Source organism: Clostridium autoethanogenum DSM 10061 (genome assembly GCF_001484725.1).
Taxonomy (GTDB): Bacteria; Bacillota; Clostridia; order Clostridiales; family Clostridiaceae; genus Clostridium_B; species Clostridium_B ljungdahlii.
Genome location: NZ_CP012395.1, coordinates 3158247 through 3173441, shown reverse-complemented (window position 1 = coordinate 3173441; position 15195 = coordinate 3158247). Strand labels below are relative to the sequence as shown.

16 protein-coding genes, 1 other RNA gene and 1 riboswitch are annotated in these 15195 nt (G+C 30.7%); of the genes, 4 read left to right on the top strand and 13 right to left on the bottom strand.

Translation table 11 applies throughout. The features are described from left to right. Positions 1 to 3 precede the first annotated feature (3 nt). Together budA and CLAU_RS14340 are read right to left on the bottom strand one after the other, a co-directional pair. Complete coding sequence (gene budA, locus CLAU_RS14345) at positions 4 to 723, bottom strand: acetolactate decarboxylase (RefSeq protein ID WP_013237503.1); 720 nt, start codon at positions 721 to 723, stop codon at positions 4 to 6. A 160-nt stretch (positions 724 to 883) separates the two neighbouring features. Further along, entirely contained in the window at positions 884 to 1243 is a 360-nt protein-coding gene (locus CLAU_RS14340) for a hypothetical protein (protein ID WP_013237502.1), read from the bottom strand. 255 nt (positions 1244 to 1498) lie between these two features. Here CLAU_RS14340 and CLAU_RS21510 point away from each other — a divergent pair, with 255 nt between their 5' ends. Next, entirely contained in the window at positions 1499 to 1693 is a 195-nt protein-coding gene (locus tag CLAU_RS21510; RefSeq protein ID WP_029170020.1) for a GyrI-like domain-containing protein, read from the top strand. 44 nt (positions 1694 to 1737) lie between these two features. Beyond that, positions 1738 to 1917: a hypothetical protein gene (locus CLAU_RS14330; protein WP_023162914.1), complete on the top strand. Its 180-nt coding sequence runs from the start codon at positions 1738 to 1740 to the stop codon at positions 1915 to 1917. Positions 1918 to 2314: 397 nt separating this feature from the next. On the opposite strand, the gene CLAU_RS14325 is transcribed toward CLAU_RS14330, so the two are convergent. The 3 genes from CLAU_RS14325 to CLAU_RS14315 form a co-directional block, all read right to left on the bottom strand. Then, entirely contained in the window at positions 2315 to 3697 is a 1383-nt protein-coding gene (locus CLAU_RS14325) for an amino acid permease (RefSeq protein WP_013237498.1), read from the bottom strand. Between the two features lie 174 nt (positions 3698 to 3871). Further along, on the bottom strand, positions 3872 to 4069 hold the full coding sequence (locus tag CLAU_RS14320) for a transcriptional regulator (protein ID WP_013237497.1): 198 nt from the start codon (positions 4067 to 4069) through the stop codon (positions 3872 to 3874). A gap of 138 nt (positions 4070 to 4207) precedes the next feature. Then, positions 4208 to 4294, bottom strand: a riboswitch (glycine riboswitch). Positions 4295 to 4555: 261 nt separating this feature from the next. Beyond that, entirely contained in the window at positions 4556 to 4810 is a 255-nt protein-coding gene (locus CLAU_RS14315) for a DUF1653 domain-containing protein (RefSeq protein WP_023162912.1), read from the bottom strand. Positions 4811 to 5253: 443 nt separating this feature from the next. On the opposite strand from CLAU_RS14315, the gene CLAU_RS14305 reads away from it, so the two are divergent. Further along, positions 5254 to 5589 carry a hypothetical protein gene (locus CLAU_RS14305; protein ID WP_013237494.1) on the top strand — a complete coding sequence of 112 codons (336 nt, stop codon included), beginning with the start codon at positions 5254 to 5256 and terminating at the stop codon, positions 5587 to 5589. Between the two features lie 54 nt (positions 5590 to 5643). Here CLAU_RS14305 and CLAU_RS14300 read toward each other — a convergent pair whose 3' ends face one another. Beyond that, positions 5644 to 6405 carry a sulfite exporter TauE/SafE family protein gene (locus tag CLAU_RS14300; protein WP_013237493.1) on the bottom strand — a complete coding sequence of 254 codons (762 nt, stop codon included), beginning with the start codon at positions 6403 to 6405 and terminating at the stop codon, positions 5644 to 5646. Positions 6406 to 6620: 215 nt separating this feature from the next. Between CLAU_RS14300 and CLAU_RS14295 the strand changes: the two genes are divergently transcribed. Further along, complete coding sequence (locus CLAU_RS14295; RefSeq protein WP_013237492.1) at positions 6621 to 8108, top strand: pyridoxal-phosphate dependent enzyme; 1488 nt, start codon at positions 6621 to 6623, stop codon at positions 8106 to 8108. A gap of 165 nt (positions 8109 to 8273) precedes the next feature. Here CLAU_RS14295 and rnpB read toward each other — a convergent pair. From rnpB to dnaG, 7 genes are all read right to left on the bottom strand, one after another. Then, positions 8274 to 8618, bottom strand: an RNA gene (rnpB, locus tag CLAU_RS19820) — RNase P RNA component class A. A gap of 63 nt (positions 8619 to 8681) precedes the next feature. Next, positions 8682 to 9395 (bottom strand): zinc ribbon domain-containing protein, encoded by a 714-nt coding sequence (locus CLAU_RS14290; RefSeq protein ID WP_023162910.1) that lies wholly within the window; start codon positions 9393 to 9395, stop codon positions 8682 to 8684. Between the two features lie 121 nt (positions 9396 to 9516). Then, a complete protein-coding gene (locus CLAU_RS14285; RefSeq protein ID WP_013237490.1) occupies positions 9517 to 10332 on the bottom strand; it encodes a Nif3-like dinuclear metal center hexameric protein in 816 nt (271 codons plus the stop codon). Next, the gene (locus tag CLAU_RS14280; protein ID WP_013237489.1) at positions 10323 to 11012 is read right to left on the bottom strand and encodes a tRNA (adenine(22)-N(1))-methyltransferase; all 690 of its coding nucleotides are present in this window, start codon (positions 11010 to 11012) and stop codon (positions 10323 to 10325) included. The genes CLAU_RS14285 and CLAU_RS14280 overlap by 10 nt, the downstream gene beginning before the upstream one ends. Positions 11013 to 11036: 24 nt before the next feature. Next, the gene (locus CLAU_RS14275) at positions 11037 to 11927 is read right to left on the bottom strand and encodes a PH domain-containing protein (protein ID WP_023162909.1); all 891 of its coding nucleotides are present in this window, start codon (positions 11925 to 11927) and stop codon (positions 11037 to 11039) included. A gap of 111 nt (positions 11928 to 12038) precedes the next feature. Continuing rightward, on the bottom strand, positions 12039 to 13124 hold the full coding sequence (gene rpoD, locus CLAU_RS14270; RefSeq protein WP_029170021.1) for an RNA polymerase sigma factor RpoD: 1086 nt from the start codon (positions 13122 to 13124) through the stop codon (positions 12039 to 12041). Next, entirely contained in the window at positions 13124 to 14896 is a 1773-nt protein-coding gene (dnaG, locus tag CLAU_RS14265; RefSeq protein ID WP_013237486.1) for a DNA primase, read from the bottom strand. Before dnaG ends, rpoD begins: the two co-directional genes overlap by 1 nt. Positions 14897 to 15195 lie beyond the last annotated feature (299 nt).

Here is a 15195-nt window from a genome sequence, read left to right as displayed (position 1 = left end):
ACTTTATTTTTCAACACTTGTTATCTCATCGTTTCTATCTTGTACTTCCATATTATAAAAACTTTCATTTTTAGGAAGTTCCATCCTAAAGCAAGAACAGTTCTGTACATAAACCTTCGCATTTTCAATGGAAAATTCACTTATATGTCCACCAAATTTCTTATCTTTATTTATGAAATGAAAATGATATCCAGGGACATTAAGGCCTTCAACATAATCAGGACACCTAAATCCAACCACATATCCATCAACACCGTTATATTCAAACATAGGCTGATCTTTAACAACTTCAGCCATAGGCTTATAAGGCATATTCTGTTTTACAACAGTACGTGTTTTTACATAATTAAATTTACCTTCCATATAGAAAGCATAAAATATATTTTTGCTTTCTATAAAGCTGTCCAATTCTTTTCTTATATCTTCATAAGAAGTACGATTTTGAATATTATAAGTATTATAATTTTCCAGTTCAGTGACTACAGCAAAAGGAACGGATACGTTTTTGGAACATACGTATACGCTGCCATCAGGTTTAGTCCTATAAAAAGTTCCATTTAAAAGAGTTAGTTCACCATCTAGACCTTTAAAAGTACCTATACCAAAGTTTCCTTTTTTAAGAAGTTTAGATAATGAAACACAGCCATCATACAGCCCCGAAACAAGTGCATTTATTGTAGACATTTGATATATATGGTTTGGGACTTTCACCTCATCATCCATATTACATTCACCTCTATGTCATTATAACATAGCAAATTTCTACTTTCTACTATTAGAATCTGTCACAATAATTAAACATATGTATTTAAAACATTTAGAGGTGTTTCAGTGACAATTTCAATTTTGCCAACATAATTAAAAATAATTACAATATATGATTCTACTTTTTCCCACTGCTATTATATAATTGCTTATTTTTAAGCAAATGAAATATCAATAGTCCAGCAAATATCAAGTTAATGATTGACCAAATTTGCAAATCTGAAAAATGCCCAACATTAGCAATCCCTACAACAAAAGCTAACAAATAAAATACTATAGCTGTTATAGTCATACCTTTACTATATTTTGATATTATTGCTATTATTCCAGCAATAAGCATACATACAGATAAAAATAATCCAGCAGATCCACTAGCTTCTTTGTTATTACTTAATGCATTTCCTACTCCTGCAGCACAGGATTGAAGTGCTACGAGTACAAATAGTACAATACTTATAATTCCTATTACTTTTTTCATTATAAATCCTCCTCGTATTATGTAACTTTAGCTATGAGAAAAAATAATTTCATTTTTATAATATTTTTAGTTTTACCTTAAATGCTTTAATATATGTAGCTTTGCTTTCTTTATATATATTTTTGTAATTGACTTTCTTGGTAAGCCAATAACTATTTATCACAGCGCTGAATACAATCCTTCTGGCAATGATACAGAACTTGCCATTCCGATAAAGGAGATTGTAAAGGGAACAAGATACTTGCCTGGAGTCCTTTGTGCGAAGTCTGTTTTAAGGGGCTCATATTCAGAATTAACATCTCTGTATATGCTAAGTTGAGGGAATGGGTAGAAAATGAAGGATATAAACTTACAAACCCACCATATGAAGTATATGTAACTGACCCCCACCAAGTCACCATTCCTAAAGATCTTGTTACTGAAGTATATTTTCCTGTGAAGAAAAAGTAGTATCAAGCAAAACAAAAACATCTTATTTATACGAGGAGGTACTTATGATAGAAAGAAACTACTGGCCAACTACAAAATGGCAAGCCGCAGATTCTAAAACCTTGGGAATGGACTCTGAAAAACTTTCAAAACTTGAGCCTATGGTAAAATCCGAGTACAGCAATATAACTGGTATTGTTGTTGTGAGAAACGGATATATTGCTTATGAAATCATTTGGTTTTGAGGATTTATTCGGGGAAAACATGAGAAGATGGGTCAAAGATCCAAATGGTAACTCCACAGGAGGATGGGGACTTAAGTTAACTCCTCGTGATAGATTGAGACTTATTAAGGAATGTATTATACTAGCCGTACTAGACTAAACTTATTACCACAATTTTTGAGTCACTTTTTCTAACTGCAAAAATTGTGGAAGAAACCATTCAACCTGAGCGAACTGCTTTTTCATTAAAATTACAAGATATTATGCGTTATCACTTTAAACCTACTAATTTCCATTCAAATAAAAAATATGATATCTATAGATGATGAACTAAAGCAAGGCACCCGCCCCATGGGCGGTCTTGACTTTAGTGGTTAAGTAATTTTCATATAAAGGGTAATATTCAATAAGTATTAGCCTATGCTAAATTTCTTTTGCCATCTTCTTCAGTTTTCTTTTTTGATTTAAATACCTTGTAAATCACCCCAAGCATTATAAACCATACAGGTGTTACAAATAAGGCTACACGAGTTTCATTATTAAGTGCTAATGTAACTATAACAAAAGCAAAGAATGCTAGAATTATATAGTTCATGATTGGATAAAGTGGCATTTTAAATTTGTTATTGGCAGCAAGTTCAGGTTTAGTTTTACGGTATTTCATGTGACAGATAACTATAATTGCCCAGATGTATATATAGCAAAATGTTGATATACTTGTAATTAGTACAAATACTTCACCTGGCATGATATAGTTTAAAATAACTGCAATTAAGATAACGGCTGCAGAAAATATTGCAGCATTGCAAGGTATATGATTAGAAGTTAACTTTTTCATTGACCCAGGTGCATTATTTTCTTTGGCAAGAGAGTAAACCATACGGCTTGTACTGAAAATACCGCTATTACAAGCAGATGCTGCTGATGTTAGCACAACAAAGTTTACAATGCTTGCTGCTGCTGCAATTCCAACTGAAGCAAATACCTGTACAAATGGACTTTTAGCTGGATTGATTGAGTTCCATGGATATATTCCCATAATAACAGCAAGTGCTCCTACATAGAAAATAATAATTCTAATTGGAATGTTATTAATAGCCCTTGGAATAACATGCTCTGGATTTTCAGTTTCACCAGCTGTTAAACCAACTAATTCAATTCCAGTGAAAGCAAATACAACCATTTGAAATGAAAGTATAAAGCCATTTGCCCCATTTGGTAGCCAACCTCCATGTCTCCAAAGGTTTGAAAAGCTAGATGCACCAGCATTTGTAGAAAATCCTTTAATAATCATAAATGTACCAACTATAATAAGTGCCAAAATTGCAACAACTTTAATTAATGCAAACCAGAATTCCATTTCACCAAATAATTTTACCGCAGTAAGGTTCATAATTAGTAAAATTACAAGAACTATAAGGCTTGGTACCCATCGAGGTACATTGGGAATCCAGTACTGTACATAAAGTCCAGTGGCAGCTACATCGGCCATAGCAAGTGAAATCCAACAGAACCAGTATGTCCATCCAGTAATAAATGCTGCTCCTTCTCCTAGATAATCGTACACAAACTCTACAAAAGAATGGTAGTTTAAATTAGAAAGCAATAATTCGCCAAGAGCACGCATTACAAAAAATAAAATAATTCCTGTTATAGCATATGCAAATAGAATAGATGGACCAGCCAAGTGAATGGACCTGCCTGAACCAAGAAATAATCCAGTACCAATTGCACCTCCAATTGCAAGTAATTGGACATGACGATTTTTTAGTCCTCTCGATAAATTTTGATTTTCTGACATATATATTCCGCCTTTCTAAACGTTACTTTTTTTACCTATGTTGCTGCATTCGTATTCCTAGAGTTATTATCTTGATATTAAGATATAATTTTCCATATGAATGATGTACAAATACACTATTAGTATGAGTGCTGTTAAAAAATATAACTATAAATTGAAGCAACTTTTAATTCTTCATAATACTGCAAAGCTAATAGCATCACCTTTTTCATTATCTTCATATTCATTTTTCTCAAAAATAGACAATTTGAATAATTTAAGTAACCCTAGACGTACAGTAAGATAGGTTCTAGTTCCATTTAGCAGGACTAAAAGTAAACCCTTCCATACTATAGAATTGGTTTTAGTAAATAGTTTTGTTAATTGATCCATTTTATCCCTCCATCTTAGTCAAAAGCATGTACTAGAAATGCCTTTTCCTATATAAATATTTTGTGGTTGGAGATACAAATGGGAATAGATAAGATCTAAATGAAGTAATTAATTATATATTACTTTTGTAAGATGTGTTACCTTTTCCCTGTCCTTTTACCTGAGAGTTTCGCCATGCGACTTTCTCCTTCGGTGCTCAATAAGAGTCTCTCCAAGGATTCATCCAATAGCGGTCATCTCTATAATTAAATAGGTACCTGAAAGATTTACTTCTTCGGTGAATGGCAAAAGCCATAACTCTCCCACTATCTTCATCTGAATTATTAATTTTATTATATACTAATACATATTTGATAAAATTGCAACAATTTCTTCACTTTTAACTAAAATAAAAATTATATTTCATCATAACTTCTAAAAACATTTATACTAAAGTGACAATATTAAGTCAAAACTAAATAAAACAAAAAAATGAAAACGACTTTTCTATTTTATTAATTCAAATCTCCACTTTTGACTTATTTCCGGATACTTTTCATGATCTACTTCACTAACAAACATGTCTATTGGTCTTGCAAATACACCGCAGTTACCGTAAAGAGCTTTATATATAACTAATTCTTCTTCTGTCTCAGTATGTGTTGCAAAATCTAATATTAAGTAACTTTTATTTTTGAAATGTCTAACCATCTTTCCTTTATGATTTCGTAATTCTATTTTTCTTTTTTCTAATTCGTCCATATCTTTTCACACTCCTAATATATATTCTGCGTTTATTATCTAAAGTAAATTCTGTTTCTACTTGAATTTTATTAAAGTCAATTTTATCTAATACTACTATGTCAATAAAATTGCGTTTCTTTTTAAAATAACTCTTTATTGAACTTCTCATTACTAATTCATATGCTTGATACATAAAACTTTTTAGAGATTTTTCTCTCATCCCATGTGAAGCAGTTGGATCTAACAACTATGCTGCCAATTAGGGGAATACTTTTTCAATTTTTTAGTACCTACTTCTTTTTTCACTTCTGTGTTATATTTATAAAGGAATTTTGTATAATTTATAGAATAAATACCTAGATGCAGTACTAATAATAGATCCTAATAATTCTGAGGCTAAAAATTTAAAAGATGTATTTGCAAAAGCAGTTCAAGATCAGCAGGAAAAATCAAAATATAAGTTGGAAGCAGTAAATGCAAAAAAACAGCAGAAGCAAGATGATGACGATATCACTCATAAAAGTGCATCATACATACAAGAACACGGAGGAGTCAACTATAGTCAAGCATTAAAAATCGTTGAAAGTAAATATCCTAATTCTTCTTTTGAGCCTGCACAAAACGTTGTTGGTACTGATACTTTAAAAAGGTTTCTCTCTGATGATATATTAAATGCAAGTTATGTTTTATATGGACACGATAATAGTGATGGAACTGATTTTCAAAATCTTATATTAGTGAGTAAAGAAACTGGACGCATATTTGAATTAGGACCGGATGGTAAAATATACAAGTAAAAATCAAGTCCACTTTATACCAATAGTCCTAAAACAAAATAAACGTTCCTGTAATTATAACTGCTTCGATAATATCTCAACTAATATTTTAATAAAAAAAATCGTAAGTACAATTATAATTACAGGACGTACTATTTTTGATCCGCTTTTTGTAAAATAACCAGAACCAATGTAATTTCCAGCAATACTAAATAAGCCTGCGACTAAACCCAAAACTAAAAATACTTTTGCATTTATAATGAATGTTACTAAACTAGCTACATTTGATGATAAATTTATAGCTTTTGTAATTCCTGCAGAAGTATTCATACTCAAATTTGCAATGCTCGTCAATAATAACAATAAAAATGTTCCTGTTCCTGGGCCATAAAACCCATCATAGATTCCCAAAAAAAATGCAATTAACATACATGTTATGTATGTTTTATAATTCATTGATGTTTCCTGTTTATTATCTTCAAGATTATGCTTATGTAAGACATAAAATGCTGTTATAGGCAAAATGAACAACATTAAAATTTTAAAATAAAAGTCTTCTATTTTTAAGGAAATAAGAGCCCCAAGCGGTGACCCGATCAAAGCACAAACTGCGCTGCAAATTCCTAGTTTCAACTTTATATATCCATTTTTAGCATAACGACATGTAGCTATAATTGTCCCCATACAAGAACTCATTTTATTTGTACCAATAGCAAAATGAACCGGAATCCCTGAAATCATATATGCTGGAAGCGATATAAGTCCTCCTCCCCCTGCAATTGCATCTACAAAACCTGCAATAAAAACCAGCGGACATACTATAATATATGTAATCATTTCTAACCTCCCCATAAATTTATACAAATTGATATTACCAACTTTTTAATATATAATCAAATTTATATATTTTATTCATCATATAAATTCAATTTATACTAGATTGCTATGGTTATTTTTGACATGTATTAAAAAATATTATATACTAAAGAATAGAATATGTTGACTAACTAGTTAGTCTAATTTTAATTTGTATAAATTAGGAGGTAAAAAGGATGCATAAATTGATCGATTTAACAATCAATGAAGAACAATTGAAAAAGACAGCAGCCAGTGCTAAAGAGAAAAACATCATTATTCCAACACTAGCACAAATGAAAGACTCCAGCAAGGTACCTGCAAAAATTAAAGCTAGATTAAAAGAAACAGGATTATGGGACATAGATCCCATTAATTTATTTAGAATTTCCTGGTATAATGAGCCTGTAGCAAAAGGTGGTTTGTACAACAAATTACCAAACTATATTGAGATTCCTCCTGAAATTTCAGGTGTTAAAGCTAGAATTTTTGCTATGGCAGGAAAGTTCTTTCCAACAGGAGCTCATAAAGTTGGGGCAAGCTTTGCTTGTCTAGTTCCACGTCTAGTAACTGGTCAATTTGATCCTACTTACCATCAGGCAGTATGGCCTTCAACAGGTAACTTCTGCCGTGGAGGAGCTTATAACTCAGCTTTATTAGGCTGCAGTTCAATTGCTATCTTGCCGGAAAATATGAGTAAAGAACGTTTTGATTGGCTCAAAAAAGTAGCTGGAGAAGTTATCGCTACCCCTGGTTCTGAAAGTAACGTAAAAGAAATCTATGATAAAACATGGGAACTAAGAAGAACAAGAGATAATGTTGTTATATTTAATCAGTTTGGTGAACTCGGTAATCATTTATGGCATTATGAAGTTACTGGCAGTGCTATGGAATCAGTTATTAAAGCTGAAGCTGGTGAGAAAGGAAAACTTGCTGGCGTATGTTTAACATCAGGATCAGCTGGAACTTTAGGAAGTGCAGACTATTTAAAGGATCAATATCCAAATGCTAAATTTGCAGTTGGTGAGGCATTACAATGTCCAACCCTGCTTAACAATGGTTTTGGCGAACATAGAATTGAAGGTATTGGTGACAAACATGTCCCATGGATTCATAATATAAGAAATACAGACATGGTTATTGCAATAGATGATAATGATAGTTTAGCTATGTTCCGTCTATTTAATGAACCTGCTGGACAAGAATATCTAAGGTCTGCAGGAGTTAAAGAAGATGTAATTAAAAAACTTTCATGGGTTGGTATATCAGGTGCAGCAAATATACTTTCATGTATCAAATTCGCAAAATATTACGAATTAAATGAAAATGATATGGTAATAACAGTGCTTACTGATTCAGCAGAAATGTATCAATCAAGATTACAAGAAATGACTGCCCAAAGAGGAAGAGATTATGAAGTTGTTGACGGTGCTATAGATCATAATAGAAATGTTTTAGGTGTTAGAACTGATAGTATGGAAGAATTAACATATCAAAGTAAAAAGCGTATTCATAATCTTAAATACTATACATGGATTGAACAACAACAATATGATTTAGAAGAATTAAACGCACAATGGTATGATTATGATAATTACTGGGGTAAGCTTCACCAAATGGGACCAGAACTTGATAAATACATTGAGGCCTTTAATGAGAGAACCGGTTTAACAAAGAATCTATAATGCTTAGTAATAAAAGTTGTATGTTAAGGGGTATATTGTATATATATCCCTTTTCTTGTTTTCTAAATTAATCATTCATAATAATCCTAAAGACATTTCCACTACCACAAATACATATCTCCATGTAAGTAAAAAAGCACCAGGCCAAAACCTAGTGTTTTCTAGTGGGTAAGCAAATCTATAAGCCGAGTTCTGTATTAGACAATCATCTATCTAGGCCCATTGTTACCAGTGGGCTCAAGCGATACTACCCGAAAGCAAAGCGGGCCGCTTTTATATGCTTTCCTATTCGATCTTGCTTCAGATGGGGTTTACATAGCCGCAAAGTCACCAATGCGCTGGTGAGCTCTTACCTCGCCTTTCCAACCTTACCGAAATAAATTTCGGCGGTATATTTCTGTTGCACTTTCCTTCAGGTCACCCTGACTGGGTGTTACCCAGCACCCTGCCCTATGAAGCCCGGACTTTCCTCTCCTGTATTTCTACAGCAGCGATTGTCTGACTTACTTACGAATTACATAATATCATAACTAATAAAATATTACAACAAAAATTTTAATTTTTTAATGTAAGTTATTCAATTGAATGGTTATAATGTACTATTCTACCGCAATTATCACAATAAACTATATGCTTATTCTTTTTAATATCATCTACAGTAACAGCAGATACCTTCATTTTACACCCAGAACAAACTCCTTTTGAAATTACGGCAGCTCCTGTTCCTTTAACAGAACATAGTTCATTAAACTCATCCAAAAGTTCTTTAGGAATACGTTGTTCAAATTCCTTAATATTACCTTCTGCTTTAACTATATTTTCTTTAGCTCTAACTCTGTTCTCACTGCTACTTTCCTTACAATTATAAAACTTTTCTTTTAAATCCATCAACTTTTTTCTACTTTTAGACCTTTCTTTTGATGTATTCTCTTCTTCATACATAAGATTTAAGCTATCTTCTTCCAATTTCTTTATATCATCTTCTTTCAATTTAATAGACTTCTCCAGCGTTTCCATAAACTTTAAATCATACTTCATGTCTCCATATAACTTATTCTCATCTATCTTTATATCCCCTTTTAGCTTACTTATTTTTTCTTCTAGTTCTTTCATATCCTCTTCTATCTTTTTAAATTTATTATCTATATTTTTGTAATTTAGCTTTTCTGCCTCAAATTCTTTTTTCATCTCTTTCAATAAGCTAACATTTGAATCTTCTTTTATATCTTTCTTATTTTTCTTTATAATCCCCATATTTTTCTGAATTTCAATAAGTAAATTTATCATATCTTCCTCCCATTAATTTAAATAAATTTTTTAAATATAATTCTAGAGTAAATAACACCATACTGTGAAATACTTTCCATATTTATTTTAAAAAAAGTAGAAATGAATTCAATTTTCATTTCTACTTATATTTATACGGACTTTTATTTACTTTTGATAAAATTACAGTATTCTCAAATCCTCTTACTTTTATTTCATGTCTTAAAAAATTAGCTATAATTTCCATAGCAGGCCATTCTGTTCCGAAATGTCCTGCATCAATTACAGCTATACCTTGTTCTTGAAAATCACTTACATAATGATAAGTAGTATCACCTGTAATAACACAATCTGCACCTAATGCTTTAGCTGCATCAAAATAATCCTGGCCACTTCCGTTTATAAGGGCCACTTTATTTATAATTTTAAGTTCATTTCCTGAATATCTAACTGAAGAGATATTCAAACATTTCTTTACCTCATTACAAAACCTAGCTAAAGTCATAGGTTCGGTAAGACTTGCAATTCTTCCTATGCCACAATCATTTTCACCATAATTCTTAATTCTAGAAGGTTCAATAACATCATGATTGGTAAGTCCAAGCTTTTCCATAATAATATCATTTATTCCCCCTTTTACAGAATCAAGATTAGTATGACTGGAATATACATTTATATTATTTCTTATTAACTCTATTATTTTTTTTCCTATTAGAGTATCAGTAGTTATGGTATATGGTCTTTTAAAAAGTAGTGGGTGATGGGTAAATATAAGATTACAATTATTCCTTAAAGCTTCTTCTATTACTTCTAGTGTACAATCTAAAGCCACAAGTATAGATCCTACTTCACATTTCATATCTCCTACCATAAGTCCTACATTATCATAGCTTTCTTTAAGTATGGAAGGTGCTCTTTTTTCCAATATATCATGTATATCCTGTACTCTTAAATACATTCTATCAACTCCTGAAGCTTCTTTATTTTATTACATAAATCTTCTTTTCTACTTCTGGCTAGCTCCGTATTGTCTTTTATATTTAAAATTATTTTATTATAAGATTCAATCTTACTTCTTACAAATTTTAAAAGAAGCTTATGCTTTTTGTCTATCAAAGCCTTTCCCACTTCATAGAATATACTATCTACTTCTTGTCTTTCATTATCATATCTTATTTTTATTATCTCATAAAATCTGTTTTCGTCAATACATAATTCTTCATCTATTATTTTAAAACCACTTTTGTATATATATTCTCTAAGAACTTCAGAATTTCTCATAGGTTGAAGTATTAAAGCATCTGCCTTTTTAAATATTTCCATACCGTCAATAATTATGTCTCTTATAAGATTGCCTCCCATACCTGCAATTATCACATACTGAGCTTCTCCAGGCTTTATAGAGGCAAGTCCACTACCGAGTCTTACATCTATTTTATTTTCCAATCCATGAAGTTTTATATTAAATCTGGCTTTTTCTACAGGTCCTTTATTTATATCTGAAGCTATAGCCCTTTTACACACCTTACTTTCTACTAAATAAATAGGGACATATCCGTGATCTGTACCTATATCTGCTACACATTCACAATTGTCTACCATACTTGATACAATTTTAAGCCTTAAACTAATTTCCATATAATTCTCCATTCCAAAATAATATTATTTAAATGTGCAAAGTATTCTTATCTGCATAATTAAAAAAAATGCTGCCACTACCAATGCAGTATATATAAACTTATAAAAAACTTTTTTATCATATTTAGAAAAAATATATGCAGCATAGTACATGCAAAACAGCAGTCCCATATTCAAAAGCCCATATGTCATTTGTTTAAATGCAAACTGCTTCCCTGTTCCAAATTCTACAGCTATAAAATTTGGATTAAAACTTAAAGGCATTCTATCTGGCAAGTTTCCATAAAGATACATGATTATAGGGTTTAACGTAAGCATTAGGACTATAATTGCTGCAATTATAAATGGTACAAGAAATTTGGGTTCTTTTCTTAGTTCAACACCCTTATTTAATTTATTTTCCCACTGTAAATTTTCTATATGTCTTTCTTGTATTTTTAATTCAAATTCTTGAAAGTTTTCCGGTGATATTCCATAAGTTATATCATCTGTCTTTAAGTATATAACATTTTTAGTTGAAGTAACAAACATATATGTTCTACCTACTTTATGAATAAACGACCTTCCTATGGCAAATTTACTTTTTCCATATCCTGATAGCTTTACCCCTTTAATGTACCCTTTAGATTTTTGATACATTCTTATATCTTTAAAAGGAATTTTTTCATTCTTAAACTTAAACATACTGGTTATATATAAATTTTCTTCGTCCATAGAGTATTTTAGAGTTCCACAAATTATTATATAATAAATTTGATAAGCATTTACGGCTATAAACGCTAGTTTAAAAAGATTAAATATTTCGTAGGAATTTATAAAATTTATAAGAACTATCATAAATACATTATATATAACTGTTATACCTACTATAGTCCATACTCCTAATCCCTTTGCAGATTTATAAGTAGTTTTCATATTTGCTCACCTTCTTTACTAAACATTATATCATAAAGTTATATTCTGCTCCTATTTGAAAGTTTACAAATTAGTTTTCCAGACAAGTAAAAGCACCTTGGAAAGGGTGCCTTAATCTAAATAATCTTTTAATTTTTTACTTCTACTTGGATGCCTCAGCTTTCTAAGCGCCTTGGCCTCTATCTGCCTTATTCTCTCTCTAGTTACATTAAACTCTTTTCCAACTTCTTCTAGAGTTCTAGCTCTTCCGTCATCTAGACCAAACCTAAGTCTTAAAACTTTTTCTTCCCTTGGAGTTAAGGTATCTAATACATTTATAAGTTGCTCCTTAAGCATAGTAAAAGCTGCTGCCTCTGCAGGTGCTGGTGCCTCATCATCTGGTATAAAATCTCCAAGGTGACTGTCTTCCTCTTCTCCAATAGGGGTTTCAAGAGATACAGGCTCCTGTGCTATTTTCATAATCTCCCTTACTTTATCTACAGGCATCTCCATTATTTGTGCTACTTCTTCTGGATGAGGTTCTCTTCCAAGTTCTTGAAGTAACTGTCTTGAAACTCTTACAAGTTTATTTATGGTTTCTACCATGTGAACAGGTATTCTTATTGTTCTTGCCTGATCTGCTATTGCCCTTGTAATTGCCTGCCTTATCCACCATGTAGCATAGGTACTAAATTTATATCCCTTTCTGTAATCAAACTTTTCTACTGCTTTTATAAGTCCAAGGTTACCTTCTTGAATTAAATCTAAGAAAAGCATTCCTCTACCCACATATCTTTTAGCTATGCTAACCACTAATCTTAAATTAGCTTCTGCTAACTTTTTCTTGGCAATTTGGTCTCCCTCTTCTATTCTTTTTGCAAGAGATATTTCTTCTTCTGGTAAAAGCAGCGGTACTTTTCCTATTTCTTTTAAATACATTCTTACAGGATCATCTATTGCAATTCCATCAGGAACCGATAAATCTAAGTTTTTCTCATTTGATTCTGTTTCATGTTCATCACCAGTTACTTCTATTCCCATGGATTCAAGAGCTTCATATATTTTTTCTATTTGCTCAGGACTTAAGTCCACTTCTTCTAATTCGTCCATTATTTCTTTATAAGTTAAGGTGCCATTTTTTTTACCTTTTTCTATGATTTTTTTAACTAACTGTAGCTTTGCACTCTTACTTTTCATTTTATTGCCTCCTTTTGCCATTACTGCATTTCACCAATCCTTTTTTGTATTTTAATTAATTCTTGTGCCAGTTTTAGAGATTCATTCAAATTTCCCTGAGCTTCACATTCTTTTATTCTATTTATAATGTGCTTCTTGGACTTTTCCAATCTATGTCTTTCTATTTTATCTATATAATTATCTATCATATCTTTGTAATTGATGCTGTCATATTTAATTTTAGTTTCCATAATGTTAACCCATTCTTTAGAGGTATCTACGTCATGACAATTTAACTCTACAAACTTTTTTCTTTTTTCTATATCATATTTCATATTTTCCACTATATACCTATATATTTTTTTATGACTTTCTAATATAATATTATCAACTTCTATTTTATCTAGCGCATACTTAAACGCTTCTTCATTTTCTGAAATAAGTTTTAAAAGAGCCCTCTCAGCCTTTAAATATGCTGGCTCTAAATATAATTTTTGTCCAAAACCAGCATCTATATTCACCTTTTCATTTTTTTTTACATTTTTTTGAATATTATCATTCAACATATCATATAGTACTTGATCCCTTATTCCAGTTTCTTCAGATATACTTTTTACATATATTTCTCTTTCTATAGGATCTAATTGAGACAATATTTTTAGTGCTTTTTCTACATATTTTATAGTATCTTCAGAATCGTTGAAATTCATGTTACTTTTTATATTTTGAATTCTATACTCTATAAGTGGTAGAGCTTTATCTACAAGTTCTAAAAAAGCATCTTTTCCATTATTCCTAATAAATTCATCAGGATCTTTTCCTTGGGGTACTACTAAAACCCTTACTTCTAATCCTACACTTTTTAGTATATCTAAACCTCTAACTGTAGCTATTTGACCTGCTGCATCTGCATCATAAGATATTATAACTTTATCAACATACCTAGCCATAAGTTTTGCCTGATTTATAGTAAGAGCTGTACCTAGAGAAGCCACTGCATTGGTTATACCATATTGATGAAGAGATATACAGTCCATGTATCCTTCCACAATTATAAACATTCTAGAAGTATTATTTTTTATGGCAAAATTTAATCCATAGAGATTAATACCCTTTTTAAATAGATGAGTTTCTGGAGAATTTAAATACTTTGGTTTAGAATCATCTAATACTCTTCCTCCAAATCCTATTACTTTTCCTCTAAAATCAAATACGGGAAAAATTATTCTGTTTCTAAATCTGTCATAGTAATTTCCCTTTTTACTTTTAATTATAAGTCCATCTGATAGCATATCCAGTTCAGTAAATCCTTTTTTCTTTAAGAAAATCAACATATCATTCCAACTGTCAACAGAATATCCAATACCAAATTTGTTCATGGTTTTTTCTGTTATTCCTCTATTTAACATGTAGGATTTAGCTATTTTATTTTTATTTAAACAATTATAAAAATATCTGGCAGCTTCTATGTTTAGTTTATAAAGTTTTTCATAAGTATTCTTTCTATTGCCGTTTCTATTACCATTTTCATCCAGATCTATATTTGCTCGATCAGCTAAAATCTTCAATGCTTCGGGAAAAGTTAACTTTTTCAGTTTCATAACAAACGTTATTACATTTCCTGCCTCACCACAACCAAAGCATTTATATATTTGCTTATCAACAGATACACTAAAAGATGGGGTCTTTTCTTGATGAAAAGGACATAATCCTAAATAATTTCTACCTGCCCTTTTTAACTTTACACTTTCAGATATGATATCTACTATATCACTTGCATCCTTTATTTTCTGAATGACATCTTCCGATATCACTAACGAATCCCCACCTATCTTAAATTATTATGTTCAAGAATAAATATATTCGACATAAATTACTATATTCCTTCTTTAAAAATAAATATCTTTTTTCTCAAATAAGGAATATACTATATATATTCTTTACAAAAATTAAATATCCTTCAATAAAAAAAATTTTTAATTTTAAAACTGCATAATTTTACTTATAAATATATAATATATAATATAATTCTGTAACTTTACTGTAAATGCTATATATTTATTCCTATTTTACCCACATACTAGTAAAAATTATTCTTCTCTATATGAGAAAT